The 18040-nt window shown below is 70.7% G+C and carries 16 protein-coding genes and 1 tRNA gene; 12 read left to right on the forward strand and 5 right to left on the reverse strand.

The features are described 5' to 3' along the window. Window positions 1-99: 99 nt before the first annotated feature. Window positions 100-1389: a PTS transporter subunit EIIC gene (locus ACZ6NC_RS10915; protein WP_465731174.1), complete on the reverse strand. Its 1290-nt coding sequence runs from the start codon at window positions 1387-1389 to the stop codon at window positions 100-102. Between the two features lie 286 nt (window positions 1390-1675). Between ACZ6NC_RS10915 and ACZ6NC_RS10920 the strand changes: the two genes are divergently transcribed. The 4 genes from ACZ6NC_RS10920 (at window position 1676) to rdgB (ending at window position 4139) form a co-directional block, all read left to right on the forward strand. Further along, on the forward strand, window positions 1676-2029 hold the full coding sequence (locus ACZ6NC_RS10920) for a PTS sugar transporter subunit IIB (RefSeq protein ID WP_465731361.1): 354 nt from the start codon (window positions 1676-1678) through the stop codon (window positions 2027-2029). A 204-nt stretch (window positions 2030-2233) separates the two neighbouring features. Further along, on the forward strand, window positions 2234-2959 hold the full coding sequence (gene rph / locus ACZ6NC_RS10925) for a ribonuclease PH (RefSeq protein ID WP_405359964.1): 726 nt from the start codon (window positions 2234-2236) through the stop codon (window positions 2957-2959). Between the two features lie 164 nt (window positions 2960-3123). Continuing rightward, window positions 3124-3513 (forward strand): hypothetical protein, encoded by a 390-nt coding sequence (locus tag ACZ6NC_RS10930; protein ID WP_465731176.1) that lies wholly within the window; start codon window positions 3124-3126, stop codon window positions 3511-3513. A gap of 20 nt (window positions 3514-3533) precedes the next feature. After that, on the forward strand, window positions 3534-4139 hold the full coding sequence (rdgB, locus tag ACZ6NC_RS10935; protein WP_465731178.1) for an RdgB/HAM1 family non-canonical purine NTP pyrophosphatase: 606 nt from the start codon (window positions 3534-3536) through the stop codon (window positions 4137-4139). 66 nt (window positions 4140-4205) lie between these two features. Here rdgB and ACZ6NC_RS10940 read toward each other — a convergent pair. Continuing rightward, window positions 4206-4280, reverse strand: a tRNA-Leu gene (locus ACZ6NC_RS10940). A 64-nt stretch (window positions 4281-4344) separates the two neighbouring features. After that, on the reverse strand, window positions 4345-5205 hold the full coding sequence (locus ACZ6NC_RS10945; protein WP_465731180.1) for an HNH endonuclease signature motif containing protein: 861 nt from the start codon (window positions 5203-5205) through the stop codon (window positions 4345-4347). A 411-nt stretch (window positions 5206-5616) separates the two neighbouring features. Between ACZ6NC_RS10945 and ACZ6NC_RS10950 the strand changes: the two genes are divergently transcribed. Next, on the forward strand, window positions 5617-8097 hold the full coding sequence (locus tag ACZ6NC_RS10950) for a chitinase C-terminal domain-containing protein (RefSeq protein WP_465731182.1): 2481 nt from the start codon (window positions 5617-5619) through the stop codon (window positions 8095-8097). A 179-nt stretch (window positions 8098-8276) separates the two neighbouring features. Here the strand turns inward: ACZ6NC_RS10950 and bcp are convergent, their stop codons facing one another. Then, window positions 8277-8753 (reverse strand): thioredoxin-dependent thiol peroxidase, encoded by a 477-nt coding sequence (gene bcp / locus ACZ6NC_RS10955; protein ID WP_465731184.1) that lies wholly within the window; start codon window positions 8751-8753, stop codon window positions 8277-8279. A gap of 143 nt (window positions 8754-8896) precedes the next feature. Between bcp and ACZ6NC_RS10960 the strand changes: the two genes are divergently transcribed. The 3 genes from ACZ6NC_RS10960 (at window position 8897) to ACZ6NC_RS10970 (ending at window position 11059) form a co-directional block, all read left to right on the forward strand. Next, entirely contained in the window at window positions 8897-9238 is a 342-nt protein-coding gene (locus ACZ6NC_RS10960; RefSeq protein WP_465731186.1) for a DUF3618 domain-containing protein, read from the forward strand. 211 nt (window positions 9239-9449) lie between these two features. Beyond that, window positions 9450-9752 carry a GroES family chaperonin gene (locus ACZ6NC_RS10965; RefSeq protein ID WP_148645002.1) on the forward strand — a complete coding sequence of 101 codons (303 nt, stop codon included), beginning with the start codon at window positions 9450-9452 and terminating at the stop codon, window positions 9750-9752. Between the two features lie 101 nt (window positions 9753-9853). Further along, window positions 9854-11059 (forward strand): winged helix DNA-binding domain-containing protein, encoded by a 1206-nt coding sequence (locus tag ACZ6NC_RS10970; protein ID WP_465731188.1) that lies wholly within the window; start codon window positions 9854-9856, stop codon window positions 11057-11059. A 111-nt stretch (window positions 11060-11170) separates the two neighbouring features. Here the strand turns inward: ACZ6NC_RS10970 and ACZ6NC_RS10975 are convergent, their stop codons facing one another. Next, window positions 11171-13531, reverse strand: coding sequence for a transglycosylase domain-containing protein (locus ACZ6NC_RS10975; protein ID WP_465731190.1), 2361 nt, complete (start codon window positions 13529-13531; stop codon window positions 11171-11173). 337 nt (window positions 13532-13868) lie between these two features. On the opposite strand from ACZ6NC_RS10975, the gene ACZ6NC_RS10980 reads away from it, so the two are divergent. From ACZ6NC_RS10980 to ACZ6NC_RS10995, 4 genes are all read left to right on the forward strand, one after another. Next, window positions 13869-14729, forward strand: coding sequence for an ABC transporter permease (locus ACZ6NC_RS10980; RefSeq protein WP_465731192.1), 861 nt, complete (start codon window positions 13869-13871; stop codon window positions 14727-14729). A gap of 112 nt (window positions 14730-14841) precedes the next feature. Beyond that, a complete protein-coding gene (locus tag ACZ6NC_RS10985; protein WP_465731363.1) occupies window positions 14842-15606 on the forward strand; it encodes an ABC transporter permease in 765 nt (254 codons plus the stop codon). Between the two features lie 30 nt (window positions 15607-15636). Then, window positions 15637-16596 carry an ABC transporter ATP-binding protein gene (locus ACZ6NC_RS10990; protein ID WP_465731194.1) on the forward strand — a complete coding sequence of 320 codons (960 nt, stop codon included), beginning with the start codon at window positions 15637-15639 and terminating at the stop codon, window positions 16594-16596. A 48-nt stretch (window positions 16597-16644) separates the two neighbouring features. Then, window positions 16645-17940: a DUF445 domain-containing protein gene (locus ACZ6NC_RS10995; RefSeq protein WP_465731196.1), complete on the forward strand. Its 1296-nt coding sequence runs from the start codon at window positions 16645-16647 to the stop codon at window positions 17938-17940. Window positions 17941-18040: the final 100 nt, after the last annotated feature.

Raw genomic sequence — 18040 nt, forward strand, 5'->3', positions numbered from 1 at the left:
GAGTTCTGTATCGGGACCATCGGCCCGTTCCGGATATGCCGAAGGCCCCCGGACCAATGGTCCGAAGGCCTTTTCGGAGGGCTCGTGGTGACGCTCGGTTTATGCCTTGGTCACGTCCTCGACCTGGCCCTCGTCCTCGCGTCCGGGTGTTTTCATGTCGAATTTCACGATGATGAACCGGAACAGCGCGTAGTACACGGCGGCGAAGCCGAGCCCGATGATGATGATCATCCAGGGCTTGGTGGCCAGGCTCCAGTTGATCACGTAGTCGATCAGGCCGGCCGAGAAGCTGAACCCGTCGTGCACCCCCAGCCCCCAGGTGATCGCCATCGACGCACCGGTCAGCAGGGCGTGCACTGCGTACAGCGCCGGGGCGACGTAGGCGAAGGAGTACTCGATCGGTTCGGTCACGCCGGTGACGAAGGAGGTCAGGCCGACCGAGAGCATCAGACCGTAGATCTCCTTGCGGCGGTGCACCTTGGCGGAGTGCGCGATCGCCAGTGCGGCAGCCGGCAGCGCGAACATCATGATGGGGAAGAAGCCGGACTGGAACTGGCCGGCCGTCGGGTCGCCCGCCAGGAAGCGCGGGATGTCGCCGTGCACGATCACGCCGTCCGGCTTGGTGTACTCGCCGAACTGGAACCAGACGAAGGTGTTCAGCAGCTGGTGCATGCCGATCAGCAGCAGCACGCGGTTGCAGACACCGAAGATGCCCGCGCCGCCCGACTGCAGGTCGACGAGGTGCTGGCTGAAGTCGTTCATGGCGCGGCCGATCGGCGGCCAGGCCCAGACCGCGAGGCAGGCGGCGAGCATGCCGACCAGGGCCGTGATCATCGGGACCAGGCGGCGGCCGTTGAAGAAGCCCAGCCAGTCGACCAGCTTGGTGCGGTGGAAACGCACCCAGAGCCAGGCCGACATCAGGCCGATCAGGATGCCGCCCAGGACGCCCGGGTTCTGGTACGTCGCGGCGGCGGCCTTCGCCGAGGTGTAGTCCACGCACTGGTTGCCGACCAGGACCGTCGGCACCTTGCAGTCCTCGGGGAAGGCGTGCAGCACCTGGTAGAAGACGAGGAACCCCACCACGGCCGCCAGTGCCGTCGAGCCGTCCGCCTTCTTGGCCATGCCGATCGCGACGCCGATGCAGAACAGCATCGGAAGCCCCAGCGAGGAGTCCAGCAGCGCACCGCCCGCCGCCGCGAAGACCTTGGCGACGTTGTCCCAGCCCAGCCCGTCCTTGCCGAAGACGTCGGGCTGCCCGAGCCGGTTGAGGATGCCGGCCGCCGGCAGCACCGCGACCGGCAGCTGGAGCGAGCGGCCCATCTTCTGGAGTCCGCCGTAGAACGTGTGCCACCACACGGTCTGCGGGGCTGTGGCGCCTGCCGAACTCATCCTTCGCCCTCCGAGAGCAGTTGCCGGCCGCGGAGCCCCCGGGGGACCGCCGGGCGGGACCGAGGAACACCCGGGGCCCTTCCTGCGTTCATCGGAGTGCACATATATTGGTGTAGACCACTCTTGGGGACGCAGGCCGCGCGCGCTGGGACGGAAGCCCCGCTGATCGTCATCCTCGGACGAAGATCCAGATCGTGCGCGTCGGAATGGGCCAAAAGTGGACTAACGTGGCAGACCGGTCCTGATCGGGCGATGCTAGTCGCGCTGCCGCGCAGCGCGACGGCCGCTGAAACCACGTCAGCACCGGCAACGACCCACCCCCCCAGCCTCGGCCGGGGACCCGAGCACAGCGCAGGACGGCACCCGGCAGAGCAGCCGACGGGCCGAGACAGAGGGAGAACAACAGATGGCCAGCAAGGCTGAGAAGATCGTCGCCGGTCTGGGCGGCATCGACAACATCGAAGAGGTCGAAGGCTGCATCACCCGCCTGCGCACCGAGGTCAAGGACGCCTCCCTCGTCGACGAGGCCGCCCTCAAGGCGGCCGGCGCCCACGGCGTCGTCAAGATGGGCACCGCGATCCAGGTCGTCATCGGCACCGACGCCGACCCGATCGCCGCCGACATCGAAGACATGATGTGAGCTGAGCCCACCCGGCCCACCACCCTCCGGCCCGCCGACCCCTCCAAGGGGCGGCGGGCCGAGGACTTCCGGGCAACCCGGCCCCACCGGACGGGCAACAGCCGCAGCCCGACAAGCGCCCCGACACCCGGCCCCACAGGCACCGATCCGGACCCGTCGGGGCATACCAGGACCACCCGGCAGAAGCGGCTACGCTCGGTGCCTATGTCACGCATCGACGGCCGCACCCCCGAACAGCTCCGCCCCATCACCATCGAGCGGGGCTGGAGCAAGCACGCCGAAGGCTCCGTCCTCATCTCCTACGGCGACACCAAGGTGCTGTGCACCGCCAGCGTCACCGAAGGCGTCCCGCGCTGGCGCAAGGGCAGCGGCGAAGGCTGGGTCACCGCCGAATACTCCATGCTCCCCCGCGCCACCAACACCCGCGGCGACCGCGAAGCCGTCAAGGGCCGCATCGGCGGACGCACCCACGAGATCAGCCGCCTCATCGGCCGCTCCCTGCGCGCCGTCATCGACCACCGCGCCCTCGCCGAGAACACCATCGTCCTCGACTGCGACGTCCTCCAGGCCGACGGCGGCACCCGCACCGCCGCCATCACCGGCGCCTACGTCGCCCTCGTCGACGCCGTCGCCTGGGCCCGCGACAAGAAGATCCTCCGCGCCAAGGGCCAGCCCATCACCGGCGGCGTCAGCGCCGTCAGCGTCGGCATCATCGACGGCACCCCCATGCTCGACCTCCGGTACGAGGAAGACGTCCGCGCCGAGACCGACATGAACATCGTCTGCACCTCCGACGGCCGCTTCGTCGAAGTCCAGGGCACCGCGGAAGGCGCCCCCTTCGACCGCGCCCTCCTCGACCGCCTCCTCGACCTCGGCACCCTCGGCTGCGCCGAGCTCGACGAGATCCAGCGCAAGGCCCTGGAAGCCTGAGACCCGCTCCAGCCACGCTTCCGAAAAGCGAGGGCTCCGGGCGCCGCCGCTGTACAGGCCGGGCCCGGAGCCCTTACCGTTCCCGCAGCAACCCGAATGCGGGAACCGCGCACCCCTCACCGCGCGTCCTCCCCTACCGGAACCCGCGCACCCAGGAGGACCGGATGCCCCAGAGCATCGCCCGCCCCGCCACCCTCGCCGTGGCCGGCCTGATCGCCATCCTCCCGCTCAGCGTGGTCAGTTGCTCGGCCGCCCAGAAGGCGCTCGACTGCGGCAACACCGCCGTCCGCATCACCGGCGACATCGCCGACGTCACCAACGCCTACAACAACGCGAGCAACGACGCGGCCGCCGCCGGACAGGCGCTCCAGAAGCTCAAGAACGACCTCGACCAGCTCGGCAAGAACTCCAAGAACACCGACGTCGTCAAGGCCATCAACGACCTCAACACCCAGGTCGACAAGGTCCAGCAGGCGGTCAACAACAAGCAGGTCCCCGACCTCAAGCCGCTCGGCGACGCCGCCGGAAACCTCACCCAGGTCTGCACCGGCTGACGTCCGGTTAGGGTGGGTTCATGTCGACCCGCCTGATCCTCGCCACCCGCAACCAGAACAAGATCGCCGAGCTGCGCGCCATCCTCGGCGACGCCGGCCTGGACGTCGAACTGATCGGCGCCGACGCGTACCCCGAGATCCCGGACGTCCGCGAGACCGGCGTCACCTTCGCCGAGAACGCCCTCCTCAAGGCCCACGCCCTCGCCCGGGCCACCGGCCTGCCCGCCGTCGCCGACGACTCCGGCCTCTGCGTGGACGTGCTGAACGGCTCCCCCGGCATCTTCTCCGCCCGCTGGGCCGGCAAGCACGGCGACGACCGCGCCAACCTCGACCTGCTCCTCGCCCAGCTCTCCGACATCGACACGGCCCACCGCGGCGCCCACTTCTTCTGCGCGGCGGCGCTGGCCCTGCCCGACGGCACCGAGCGCGTGGTCGAGGGCCGCCTCCTCGGCACCCTGCGGACGGCCCCCAGCGGCGACGGCGGCTTCGGCTACGACCCCATCCTCCAGCCCCTGGGCGAAGCCCGGACGTGCGCGGAGCTGACGGCCGACGAGAAGAACGCCATCAGCCACCGCGGCAAGGCCTTCCGCGGCCTCGTCCCGGTGGTGAAGGAACTGCTGGGCTGACGAGTTGCAGGAACGACAATGGCCCGCCTGTCTTCGATTCGAAGGCAGGCGGGCCATTCCAGTCGGTACGCCCGGTGGGACTCGAACCCACGACACTGCGGACCTAAACCGCACCTCTCTAGCCAGCTGGAGTACGGGCGCACATCGGCACTAGCCTACCGGCTTGCTCTGCTGCAGGCCGCACCTTTCCCGGCTGATGGTCGTGCTACGCGGCGATGTCCTCGGCTCTGGTGCCCCGATTCATGTTCCGGCCGCAGTAGGTGGGCGTGATGGAGTGACAGTTGGGGCAGAGGAGGCGGAGGTTCTCCCGACGGTTGTCGAGCCAGTCGCCGTTGATGTGGTCGACCTCCAGGGCCATGGGGCGTCCGAGCCAGGCTGGCGGGGTACCGCACATCTCGCAGACATCGGGGTGGCCGATGTGGACGAGCATGGCCCGGAGGCGGTCGCCCGGTACCCGGTGGCTTCCTGGCGGACGCTGCACGAGCAGCTCCTCGGCCTTGCGTCGCGGCCCGGTCTTCTGGCCCTTGCTGTGCGCCTGCCCGGTGAAATGGCTGGTGTCGAGCCGGTGGAACTCGATGCACTCCTTCACCAGCACGCGCGAGGCGCCACAGTCGGTCATGCCGAGCGCCAGGATCACGGCGCGGATGCTGCGGCGGGTGGCCACGACCTGCATCAGTACGTCCTTGGGCACCGCCTGGACCTTGTGGCGGCTGTCCCCTCTGAAGGTGAAGTGCGAAGTGTCGATGCCGAATTGGGCGAGGCGCTTCTTGAGGTAGGAGTACAGGCTGTCGTAGGGCGTGACTCCCAGGTACGCCATCATGGAGTTGATGCTGTCGCTGTTGGCGGCAGCCTCGGCCAGCTGCTGTCGGGAGTACCGACGGCGCCCGTAGTCCGGTCGGCCTGCGTTGAAGTGCGAGGTGTCGATCCCGTAGAACCGCAGCCGCTTGCTCAGGTAGCTGTGCGTACCGCCCGCCATGGGCACGCCGAGCTTTCGCATGATGTCGTTGACGCTGTTCGACTCTGCCGCGAGTGACGTCAGCAGCTCACGGGTGTACTTGACTGGCATGGTTGTCCCCCTTCGGGCCTGTGTGTGCGCCCGTCCCCCATGTGTGCGAACGATTGGTGGGTCGTTCGGTTACGGCCTCACCACCAGTACTTCGGTACTTGCGGCCCGTCAGGCGGGCGGCGGGCGGGGCCGTTGCGGTGAGTCCGGGTGGCCCGGCACGGTCGTCGGCGTGCGGATGGCCGACCGGCGGACTGACGTGCGCGGTGGCCGGGGGATGGCCGGCGGGTTGGCCGAAGGTGACCGTCGGGTATCGGCCGTTCGGCCGGCGCTGTTGGGGATTTGATTACCAATTGGTACAGACCTATTGACCAATGTGGTTCAGACCACATAGCTTCAGCGCCAATCTGCATTCCCCCACGTGCGTGCTCCCCCACAGGTACGCGCCGACACTCTCTCCCGGAGGACCGAGTGTTGATCCGATCCACGGCGGAGCGGCGTCCCACCGCTGCCCGTCACTCCAAGAGCCCGGCCGCCCGTGCCGGTCTGGCCTCGCTGGCGGCTGCCGGTCTGGCCGGCCTGCTGGTGGCGACGCTGGGCGCGGCGCCCTCGCAGGCGTCCGCGACCGTCGACAACGCGGCCTGTCGGCCCGACGGCATGTACCAGACTCCCGGGGTGGACGTCCCGTACTGCAGCGTCTACGACACCGCGGGCCGCGAGAAGATGGGAGCGGACCACCAGCGCCGCATCATCGGCTACTTCACCGGCTGGCGTACCGGCAAGGACGGCACGCAGTCCTACCTGGTGAGCGACATCCCCTGGGACAAGGTCACCCACCTGAACTACGCGTTCGGGCACGTCGGGAGCGACAACAAGATCTCCGTCGGCACCGACGGCGACAAGAACGAGGCCACCGGGATCTCCTTCCCGGGTGTGCCCGGTGCCGAGCTGGACCCGTCGCTGCCCTACAAGGGGCACTTCAACCTGCTGACGAAGTTCAAGAAGCAGTACCCGAACGTCAAGACCATGATCTCGGTGGGTGGTTGGACCGAGACCGGCGGGTACTTCGGTGACGACGGCAAGCGCGTCAACTCCGGCGGTTTCTACTCGATGACCGTCAACCCGGACGGCTCCGTCAACCAGGCGGGCATCGACACCTTCGCCAACTCCTCGGTCGACTTCATCAAGAAGTACGGCTTCAACGGCGTCGACGTCGACTACGAGTACCCGACCTCGATGAAGGACGCGGGCAACCCGCTGGACTGGCAGCTGGCCAACTCCAAGCGCGCGTCGCTCGCCAAGGGCTACGCGGCGCTGATGAAGACGCTGCGCGAGAAGTTGGACCGGGCGGGTGCCGCCGACGGCAAGCACTACCTGCTCTCGGTCGCGGCCCCGTCGTCCGGCTACCTGCTGCGCGGCATGGAGACCTTCCAGGTGGCGCAGTACCTGGACTACGTCAACATCATGTCGTACGACCTGCACGGCGCCTGGAACAAGTACGTCGGCCCGAACGCCTCGCTGTTCGACGACGGCAAGGACGGCGAGCTGGCGGCGGCCAACGTGTACGGCACCGGCCAGTACGGCGGGATCGGCTACCTGAACGCGGACTGGTCGTACCACTACTTCCGCGGTGCGATGCCGGGCGGCCGGATCAACGTCGGCCTGCCGTACTACACCCGCGGGTTCAAGAACGTGACCGGCGGGACCAACGGCCTCTGGGGCACCGCGTCGGCGACGACCTGCCCGGTGGGCGCCGGGCTGACGGCGTGCGGTGACGGCGCGGTCGGCATCGACAACATCTGGAACGACAAGGACGACGCGGGCAAGGAGTCCCCGGCCGGCTCGAACCCGATGTGGCACGCGAAGAACCTGGAGAAGGGCATCGTGCCCGACTACCTCTCCGCGTACGGCGTGACCGACACCGCCCTGCAGGGCACCTACGCCCGCAACTACAGCTCCGCGCTGGTGGCGCCGTGGCTGTGGAACGACACGAAGAAGGTCTTCCTCTCCACCGAGGACGAGCAGTCGGTGGGCGCCAAGGCGGACTACATCGTCAACCAGGGCGCCGGCGGCGCGATGATCTGGGAGCTCGCGGGCGACTACAAGTGGGACGCGACGGCCAACGGCGGCAAGGGCCAGTACGTGCCGGGCTCGACGCTGACCTCGCTGATGTACGACAAGTTCAAGGCGGCCTCGCCGTACGGTGCGGTCCGCTCGACGACGGTGCTGCCGCAGCAGACCCTGCCGATCGACGTGTCGTTCACCAACTTCGCGCTGGGTGACTCGAACTACCCGATCAACCCGAAGATCCACATCGTCAACAACTCGACGGTGACCCTGCCGGGCGGCACCGAGTTCCAGTTCGACTACGGCAACTCGGCTCCGGGCAACGCGAAGGACCAGTCCGGCTTCGGGCTGACCGTCATCAAGCAGGACAACCCCGGTCCGGGCAACGTGGGCGGTCTCAAGGGCACCTACAACCGGGTGTCGGTGAAGCTGCCGGGCTGGCAGTCGCTGGCGCCGGGCGCGTCGATCGACATGGACTTCGTCTACTACCTGCCGGTGTCGACGCCGTCGAACTGGACGGTCAACGTCGGGGGCACGCTGTACGGCCTCAAGGGTGACCTGAGCCGGGGCGCCGTCGACGGCGGCACCGCGACGCCGACCCCGTCGCAGACGGCCACGCCGACCGCGACGCCGACCGTCACGCCGACGGTGACCCCGACCGTCACGCCCACCGTGACGCCGACCGCGACGCCGACTGTCACCCCGACCGCGACCCCGACCTCGGGCACCTGCGCGGGCGCGCCGACCTGGGACGCGGGCACCACCTACGCGACCACCACCAAGGTGTCGTGGAAGGGCCACTACTACCAGAACAAGTGGTGGACCAAGGGCGACGACCCCAGCGCGAGCGGCTCGTGGGGCGTCTGGAGCGACCTCGGGACCTGCTGACGACAGCGGTCCGCCGAGGTGAGAGACGGCGGTGGCGGTGCACCCGGTCGGGGGGTGCGCCGCCACCGCTTCGTTGCCGGGGCCCCGGGGGGCGGGCACCCGCCACGGACAGCGCCGGGGCGCGGCGGTGGCGAGTGCCGCACCGCCGCGCCCCGGTGGCACCTGCCGGAGCCGTTCGCTCAGGCGGTCTCGACCTTGAGGTCGCGCAGCAGCTTGGCGACGTGGCCGGTGGCCTTCACGTTGTAGAGGGCGCGCTCGACCTTGCCCTGCTCGTCCACGATCACGGTGGAGCGGATCACGCCCTGGTAGGTGCGGCCGTAGTTCTGCTTCTCGCCGTACGCGGCGTAGGCCTCCAGGACGGCGTGGTCCGGGTCGGAGAGCAGGGTCACCTTGAGGTTCTCGGCCTCGCGGAACTTGCCGAGCTTCTCCGGCTTGTCCGGCGAGATGCCGATGACGTCGAAGCCCGCGCCGGCGAAGACCTCCAGGTTGTCGGTGAAGTCACAGGCCTGCTTGGTGCATCCCGGGGTGAGCGCGGCGGGGTAGAAGTAGACGATCACCTTGCGGCCGAGGTGGTCGGAGAGGGACACCTGGTTGCCGTCGGCGTCCGACAGGCTGAAGGCGGGCGCGGTGTCGCCGGGCTGGAGACGCTCAGTCACGGGGGACTCTCCTGGTGCGTGGGCGGGTGGTCGTACCACGGCAAACCTACCTCCGATGGTGGGTGGGACCGCGCGGGCCTGCGCGGCAACTGACAAACTGGGTCAGTCGCACAGGACAACATCAGTGAATTGGGGTGGCCCGAGTGGGCGAGGCGAGCACGAAGGACAAGTCGGCACGGACGACCGCCCAGATCGAGGCGGACATCTCCCGCACCCGCACCCAGCTGGCGGCGACCCTGGACGAGCTCGCCATGCGCGTCCACCCGAGCACCATCTCCGCCCAGGTCAAGGCGAAGGCCGTGGCCTCCGTGGAGGAGAAGGCCGGTCGGGCGTACGTGGCGGCGAGCGGTCTGGTGGAGAAGGCCAAGGCGCAGTTCGTGGACGAGAAGGGGCAGCCGCGCAAGGAGCGGATCGTCCCGGCCGCGTTGGTCGGCGCCGGTCTGGTGCTGCTGGTCGCCTCGGCCCGCAAGCGCCGCAAGGGCTGAACGGCGGGTCTGCCGGGGCCGGGCACCGTCGGTGCCCGGCCTTCCGTCTGTCCGGCCCCGTTTCTCGTACTCCGGGCCAGCGTCACGCCGTGGGCCCGGGGGCGGTACCGTCGGGATCGTGAGTACGAACGACGAACCGACCCCGCAGACCACCTCGCCGGAGCACGACTCGCCGCGCCACGACCGGCTGGGCGAGAAGCTGCCGATCAAGATGCTGCACGACCGCGTCCTGGTGAAGACCGAGGGCAGCGAGGGCGAGCGCCGCTCGACCGGCGGCATCCTCATCCCGGCCACCGCGGAGCTGTCCAAGCGCTGCACCTGGGCGGAGGCCGTCGCGGTGGGCCAGAGCGTCCGCTCGGTGGAGCCGGGCGACCGCGTCCTGTACGACCCGGAGGACAAGCTGGAGGTCGAGGTCCGCGGCGCCACCTATGTGTTGCTGCGCGAGCGTGACCTGCACGCCGTGGCCGCGATGCGCTTCGGCGACACGGAGGGGTCGACCGGGCTCTACCTGTAAGGACCCGGACCGCCCGGGGCGGGCCGTCACGCCGTGGTGCGGGGCGGCCCGCCGCGTCATGTCCGGGCCCGGTTGTCGGTGGGCGGCAGTAGGGTCCCGGCATGAGCAGCGGTGTGCGTTCGAGCGGTGGTCCTTCGGTGGGTGCGCCTTCGGTCGGTGACGAGCAGCGCCGGGCCCGGATGGGGCGGCGGCACCTTCTGGCGCCGTCGGGGCGGGCGGCGCGGGTCGAGCAGGTGGCGGACGCGGTGGTCGGGCTGCATGCCACCGATGCGGCGACGGTCTACCTGTCGGCGTGCGCGCGGCTGGCGGAGCCGTCGGCGGCGGAGGTCGAGCGGGCGCTGTACGAGGACGTCTCGCTGGTGAAGCTGCTGTCGATGCGGCGGACGATCTTCGCGGTGACGGAGGAGTTCGCGCCGTACGTGAGTTCGTCCACGGCGCGGGCGATCGCGGTCAAGGAGCGGGCGACGCTGCTGAAGCACCTGCGCGACTTCGCCGAGGGCTGGGATGAGCGGCGGCTCGCCGAGACGGAGCTGGCGGTGCTGGCCGCGCTGGAGCGGCGCGGCGAGGCGACGACGAGCGAACTGGGCGCGGACGTGCCGGCGTTGCGCGAGACGATGCTGATGTCGGCGGGCAAGCCGTACGAGGCGAAGCAGAGCGTGGGCAGCCGGCTGCTGCGGCTGCTGGCCTCGGACGGGCACCTGCGGCGGTGCCGTCCGCGCGGGTCCTGGCTGAGCAGCAGCTATCCGTGGGCCCGGGTGCCGCAGTGGCCGGATGTGCCGGTGCGGGAGGCCAAGGCGGAGGTGGTGCGGCGCTGGCTGGCGGCGTACGGGCCGGCCACGGTCGAGGACGTGAAGTGGTGGACGGGGTGGACGCTGGGGGACACCCGCAAGGCGCTGGCGGACGTGGGCGCGGTGGACGTGGCGCTGGCCGGGGGTGTGGCGGGCCTGGTGCTGCCGGGGGATGTGGAGCCGGTGGCGGAGCCGGAGCCGTGGGCGGCGCTGTTGCCGGCGCTGGATCCGACGGTGATGGGCTGGCGCGGGCGCGAGTGGTATCTGCGGCCGGAGGACGTCCCGGCGCTGTTCGACCGGGCGGGCAATGCGGGGCCGACGGTCTGGTGGTGCGGCCGGGTGGTGGGCGGCTGGGCGCAGCGTGCGGACGGTGAGGTGGTGTGGCGGCTGTTCGCGGATGTCGGGGCGGAGGCGGAGGCGGCGGTCGCGGTGGAGGCGGCGCGGTTGTCGGGCTGGTTGGGGGAGGTGCGGGTGACGCCGCGGTTCCGGACGCCGCTGGAGCGGGAGTTGGTGGCGTAGCGGCTCTCCCGTGGTTTCTGCTGACCCGCGGTTTCGGCTCGCCCGTGGTTTGGGCTGACCCATGGCGTCCGGCTCACCCGGGCCGGTTGGGCTCACCGGTGGCTGTGTGGCTCACGGCGCGGGTGGGGTGGCGGCCGCCGGGTTCGGGCCCTGGCTCGGGCCGGTGGCCGAGGGGGGTGCGGTGGGGGTCGGGGTCGGGGTCGGCGTCGGGGTGGGCCTGGCCGAGGTGGGCCGGCTGGCCGGGGTGGTGGCCGGCGGCTCGGGGGTGGGTGTCGGGTGGGGAGCCTCGGGGGTGGGGGTGGGCCGGGTCTCGGTGGGCCGGCTGCTCGGGGTGGGCTCTTCCGGTGCCGGCGTCGAGGGGGCGGGGGCGCTGGGCGGTGCGCTGGTGGCGCTCGCGCTGGGGGACGGCGAGGCCGAGGCGGTGGTGGCCGGGGTGCTCGGCTGGGTGTTGCCGCGGCTGGGCTGGAGGTCGAAGTGCTGGACGTCGGTGCCGTCCAGGACGTCGGCCATGTAGGCGGTCCAGATCTCGGTGGGGAAGGCGCCGCCGTTGATCCGGGTGTAGCCGGCGGTGCCGGAGAGCGGTTCCTTGGCGTGGGTCTTCGGGTTCTCCCGGAAGAGGCCGACGGTGGTGGTGAGTTCGGGGGTGTAGCCGGCGAACCAGGCGGAGAGGTTGGAGTCGGTGGTGCCGGTCTTGCCGGCGGCGGGGCGGCCGAGGTCGAGGGCGGCGGCGCCGGTGCCGCGCGGGCTGACGACGTCGCGCAGGACGTCGGTGACGGCGTCGGCGGTGCCCCGGTCGATGGCGGTGGTCGGGACGTGTTCGGGCATCTTGGGGACGTCGATGGCGCCGCCGGTGTGGACGCGTTCGAGCTTGGTGACGGACCACGGGGTGTACGCCTGGCCGTGGTTGGCGAACGCGGCGTAGGCACCGGCCAGGTTGAGGGCGCTGGGGGTGGCGGTGCCCAGGGTCATCGAGGTGTTGGCGGGGTCCATGCCGGGGACGTTGTCGGGGATGCCGAGCCGGATGGCGGTCTCCCGGACGTGGGCGAGCCCGGCGTCGACGCCTTCCTGCGCGTACACCGAGTTGACGGACTTCGCCATGGCGTGTCGCAGGGTGATGTTGCCGTAGTCGATGTCGTCCTCGTTGGGCGGCGCGTACGGGGTGGGTCCGCCGGTGACGGGGCGTTCGCTGGTGCCGTCGTAGCGGGTCTCGGTGGTGATCGGGCGGCCGTCGCCGCTGCTACGGCCTGAGTTGAGGCCGGCGGCGAGGTCGATGGGCTTGAAGGTGGAGCCGATCTGGTTGTCCTGGCGCAGCGCGTCGTTGTAGGGCTGTTTTGCGTAGTCGGGGCCGCCGTAGACGGCGACGACGCGGCCGGTGGCGGGTTCGACGGAGGCGCCGGCGACGCGGACGTCGGTGTCGGTGGTGGGCCGCTTGGCGGGGTCGAGCTCGTCGGTGAGTTCCTGCTGGACGGCGTGGGCGAAGGCGTCCTGCTTGTCCTTGTCGAAGGTGGTGGTGATCCGCCAGCCGCCGGCCTTGAGGGTGGCGGTGTCGATGATCCCGCTGGAGATGAGGTAGTCGTCGGCGACGCCGACCAGGTAGCCGGCCTGGCCGGCGAGGCCGGTGGCGGGCTGGGGGTCGATCGGTTCGGGGAAGGTGATGGCGGCGCGGTCGACGGCGGTGAGGAAGCCGAGTTGGACCATGCCGTCGAGGGCGTAGTTCCAGCGGGCGACGGCCTTCTCGCGGTTGGCGGGGGTGGCGGTCTTGACGTCGTAGATGCTGGGGGCCTGGAGCAGGGCGGCGAGGTAGGCGCCCTGGGGGAGGGTGAGCTGGGAGACGTCGACGCCGTAGTAGGCGTGGGCGGCGCTCTGGATGCCGTAGGCGTTGCGGCCGAAGTAGCTGCTGTTGAGGTAGCCGGTGAGGATCTCGTTCTTGCTGCGCTGCTGGTCGACCTTGAGGGCGATGAAGAGTTCGCGGCCCTTGCGCTCGATGGTCTGGTCCTGGGTCAGGTAGTAGTTCTTGACGTACTGCTGGGTGATGGTGGAGCCGCCCTGCATGCCTTTGCCAGTGAGGGTGTTCCAGCCGGCCCGGACCATGCCCTTCAGGTCGATGCCGCGGTTCTGGTAGAAGGTGCGGTCCTCGGCGGAGACGACGGCGTGCTGGGTGTCCGGCGGGATCTGGGTGATCGTCACGTCGGTGCGGTTGACGGCGCCGGTGCGGGCGATCTCGGTGGTGCCGTCGGTGTAGAGGTAGATGTTGTTCTGGGCGACGGCGTGGGCGTTGGCGTCGGGGACGGGGACGATGAGGTAGAGCACGGCGAAGGAGCCGACGGCGAGGAGCAGGACGGCGGTGAGCGCGCCGAGGGTGATCCGCCAGGTGGGCAGGAGCCGGCGCCAGAACGGCTTGGCGCGGCGAGCCTCGCGACGGGCGGCCCGCTTGGCCTGACGTCGGGTGCGGTGGTCTGCCCTCAAGGTCATGCCGCGATTATGTGCTATTTGATCCGCGATCAGGCGTTGGAAAAACCGGATGCGCCGGTTGATCGTCGGCGGTACGGTGAAAGGTGCAAACCATATAGCGCACCCAGTTCTCGCGTACGCGGCTCGGGTAGCTCCGCCCGCTCGCCCGGTACCCCCGGGTGGGGACGGTCGGAGCCGGTCCGGCGTGCGCCGGTGCTCCGTGCCGGTGCTCTGTGTCCGCTGCCGGCGTTCGTGCGCCGGTGTCCGCGCCGGCGCCAGTGCTCCGTGTCCGCTGCCGGTGCCCGTGCGCTGTTTCGGGGCGCTTCCACCTGCCCATATTTGTCGATAAGGAGACAGTATGCCGAACGCTGTGCCGGCTGAGACGCAGCTCAGGCCCCCTCCGGATATCGGCGGCGCCGCCCGCCTCTACCTCGCCGTCGCCCGCGGCGGTTTCCGGCGCTACTCCACCTACCGTGCCGCCACCCTGGCCGGTGGAGTCACCAACACCGTCTTCGGCTTCATCCTCGCCTACACCTTCGTCGCCCTCTGGCAGGCCAGGCCCGGGCTCGGCGGCTACGACACCTCCCAGGCCGTCACCTACATCTGGATCAGCCAGTCCCTGCTGGCCGCCGTCGCGGTCTTCGGCGGCGGCTTCCAGGACGACATCCAGGAGCGGTTTCGCAAGGGCGACATCGCGGTCGACCTCTACCGGCCGGTCGACTTCCAGGGGTGGTGGCTGGCCAACGACCTCGGCCGGGCCGGCTTCCAGCTGCTGGCCCGCGGCGTGCTGCCGACCGTCGCCGGCTGCCTCGCCTTCCACACCCGGCTGCCGCACCACCCGTCCGTCTGGGCGGCGTTCCTGCTCTCGGTCCTGCTCGCCGTGGTGGTCAGCTTCGGGCTGCGCTTCCTGGTCTCGCTGACCGGCTTCTGGCTCCAGGACGCCGAGGGGATCCGCTCGGTCATGGTGGTGGTGACGATGTTCTTCTCCGGGATGCTGCTGCCGCTCGGCCTCTTCCCCGGCTGGCTCGGCGAGCTCGCCCGGGTGCTGCCCTGGGCGGCGATGATCCAGATCCCCACGGACGTCTTCCTGGAGCGGCACACCGGCACCGGCCTGCTCGGCATCCTCGGCCTTCAGACGCTCTGGGCGGTCCTGCTCCTCGGCGCCGGGCACGCCGTCCAGCGGCTCGCCACCCGCAAGGTGGTGGTCCAGGGTGGCTGACCTCGTCCGCACCGAGGCGCTCCCCGCCCGCGCCGAGGTGCTCTCCGTCCGGTCCGAGACCGTCGCCGCGCGGGCCCGCTGGGCGGTCCGCTCCTGGTGGCTGGTGGCCGGCATGTGGAACCGCTCCACCATGTCCTACCGGCTCTCCTTCGCCCTGATGGCCCTGGCGAGCACAGTCATCACCTTCCTCGACTTCGTCGTCATCCTGCTGATGTTCCAGCACACCCACGCCCTCGGCGGCTGGACCCTGCCCGAACTCGGGTTCCTGTACGGGACGTCGTCGTTCGCGCTGGGCTCCGCCAACCTGCTGGTCGGCACGGCCGACGCGCTCGGCGAACGGATCCGCGCCGGCAGCCTGGACACCATGCTGATCCGCCCCGCCCCCGCGTTGGCCCAGCTCTGCGCCGAGCGCTTCACCCTCCGCCGGCTCGGGCGGCCCGTCCAGGCGACGGCGGTGCTGGTCTGGTCGCTGGCGGCGCTGGACGTCCACTGGACGTGGGACCGGGTGCTGCTGGTGCCCGTCCTGCTCGTCTGCGGCACCGCCATCTTCGCGTCGGCCTTCATCGGCGGCGCCACCGTGCAGTTCTGGTGGGGCGAAGCCGGTGAGCTGCAGAACTCCCTCACCTACGGCGGCGCCACCCTGCTGCAGTACCCGCCGACGATCTTCGCCAAGGAGCTCGTCGCCGGCGTGGTCTTCGGCGTCCCGCTGGCCTTCGCCAACTGGCTGCCCGCCCTGCGCATCCTCGGCCGGCCCGATCCGCTCGGACTGCCCGCCGCCTTCCAGTACGCCTCGCCCGCCGCCGCGGTGTTCTGCTGCGCCGTCGCCGGCCTCGCCTGGCGGGCCGGCCTGCGCGCGTACCGCGGCACCGGCAGCTGACCCCCACCCCCTCGTGAAAGCGGAACTCCCATGGCACTGATCGAACTCGACGACGTCCGACGCACCTTCACCGTCCGTGCCAAGGCCGGCCGGTTCAGGCGCGAGAAGCGGGAGGTGCGCGCGGTGGACGGACTGAGCTTCACGGTGGAGGCCGGCGAGTGCGTCGGCTACATCGGCCCGAACGGCGCCGGCAAGTCCACCTCCATCAAGATGCTCACCGGCATCCTGGCGCCCTCCGGCGGCCGGCTGCGCGTCGCCGGCGTCGACCCGGCCCGGGAGCGCGTCGCGCTGGCCCGCCGGATCGGCGTCGTCTTCGGGCAGCGCACCACGCTCTGGTGGGACCTGCCGCTGCGCGACTCCTACGAACTCGCCCGCCGGCTCTACCGCATCCCCGACCACCGATATCGCGCCAACCTCCAACGCTGCATCGAACTGCTCGACCTCGGCGCCCTGCTGGACACGCCGGTGCGCCAGCTCTCGCTCGGCCAGCGGATGCGCGGGGACTTGGCGGCGGCGCTGCTGCACGACCCGCAGGTGCTCTACCTGGACGAACCCACCATCGGGCTCGACGTGATCAGCAAGGGCAAGGTCCGCGACTTCCTGCGCGAGGTCAACCGCGAACAGCGCACCACCGTGCTGCTCACCACGCACGACCTCACCGACATCGAGCAGCTCTGCGACCGGGTGATGGTGATCGACCACGGCCGGGTCGTCTACGACGGCGGGCTGGACGGCCTGCACGCGGCGGGCGAGAGCGAGCGAACCCTGGTGGTCGACCTCGCCGAGGCCCGGCCGCCGATCGAGGTGGCCGGCGCGCGGGTGGTGAAGGTCGAGGGCCCGCGGCAGTGGCTGGCCTTCCCGGCCCAGCAGAGCGCCGCCCCGATCGTCGCGGCCGTCGCCGACCGGTACCCGCTGGTCGACCTCTCGGTCCGCGAGCCCGCGATCGAGGACGTGATCGCCCGGATGTACGCGGAGGTCGCGATCGGCTGACCCGGGGCGCGCCCCCCGCTCGCGCCGGGCAACGGGCAGACTGGCGGGGTGAGTGACGAAGCCTTCAGCGGGACCGGCCCCGGCGTCCGGTTCACCGCGGCCGACGAGGAGAAGAGACGCGGCGTCCGCCGGATGAAGACCATCGCGACCGGCCTGCTGGCCTTCGCGACCCTGGTCTTCGCCCTGGCCACCTGGGCGAAGGCGGCCGGCGCCGGCGCCTGGGCCGGCTACGTGGCGGCGGCCGCCGAGGCGGGCATGGTCGGCGCGCTGGCCGACTGGTTCGCGGTGACCGCGCTGTTCCGCCGCCCGTTCGGCCTGCCGATCCCGCACACCGCGATCATCCCGACCAAGAAGGACGCCTTCGGCCGGTCGCTGGGCGACTTCGTCGGCGACAACTTCCTCTCCGGCCACGTGGTGCGCGGCCGGCTCGCCGCGCTCGGCATCGCCCGCCGGCTCGGCGAGTGGCTGGCCGCCCCCGGCAGTGCCGAGCGGGTCACCAAGGAGGCCTCGGCCGCGCTCCGCGGGGTGCTCGCGGTGCTCCGCGACGACGACGTGCAGGCGGTCGTCGGCGAGGCGGTGACCAGGCGGGCCGCCGCCACCTCGGTCGCCGAGCCGATGGGCCGGATGCTCGGCAAGGTGGTCGCCGACGGCGGCCACCACGGTGTGGTCGACCTGGTCGCCGTCCGGGTGCACGACTGGCTGGCCGAGAACCACGAGGATGTGGTCCAGAAGGTCACCCAGAAGACCCCCGGCTGGACGCCGAAGTTCATCGACCACCAGGTCGGCGAGCGCGTCTACAAGGAGCTGATGCGCTTCGTCACCGACATCCGCGACGACTCCGAGCACCCGGCCCGCGGCGCCATCGACAACTTCCTCGCCGACTTCGCCACCGAGCTGCAGACCGACCCGGAGACCATCGCCAGGGTCGAGCGGGCCAAGGCCGACCTGCTGGCCCGCTCCGAGGTGCAGGACCTGATCGCCTCCACCTGGGCCGCCGTCCGCACCCTGGTGCTGAACGCCGCCGAGGACGAGGACAGCGAACTGCGCCGGCGCATCCGCACCGGCGTGCGCGACTTCGGTGCGCGCCTGGCGACCGACCCGAAGCTCCAGGCCAAGGTGGACGGCTGGCTCCAGGACGCCGCGCAGTACCTGGTCGACACCTACCGGGCGGAGATCACCTCGCTGATCTCCGAGACGGTGGCAGGCTGGGACGCGGACGACGCCTCCCGCAAGATCGAGGCCAACGTCGGCCGTGACCTCCAGTTCATCCGGATCAACGGCACCGTGGTCGGCGCCCTGGCCGGCCTGATCATCCACACCGCTGCGGTCGCCCTCGGGGGGTGAGCCGGGCCGCGCCGGGTGGGCCGGGTGTGCTTATCCTGGCGGACACTGCTCGATACGCGCGTAGAAACGTAGAGAAGAAGGGCACCACCGTGGTCCAGCC

Source organism: Kitasatospora sp. NPDC041988 (genome assembly GCF_055588525.1).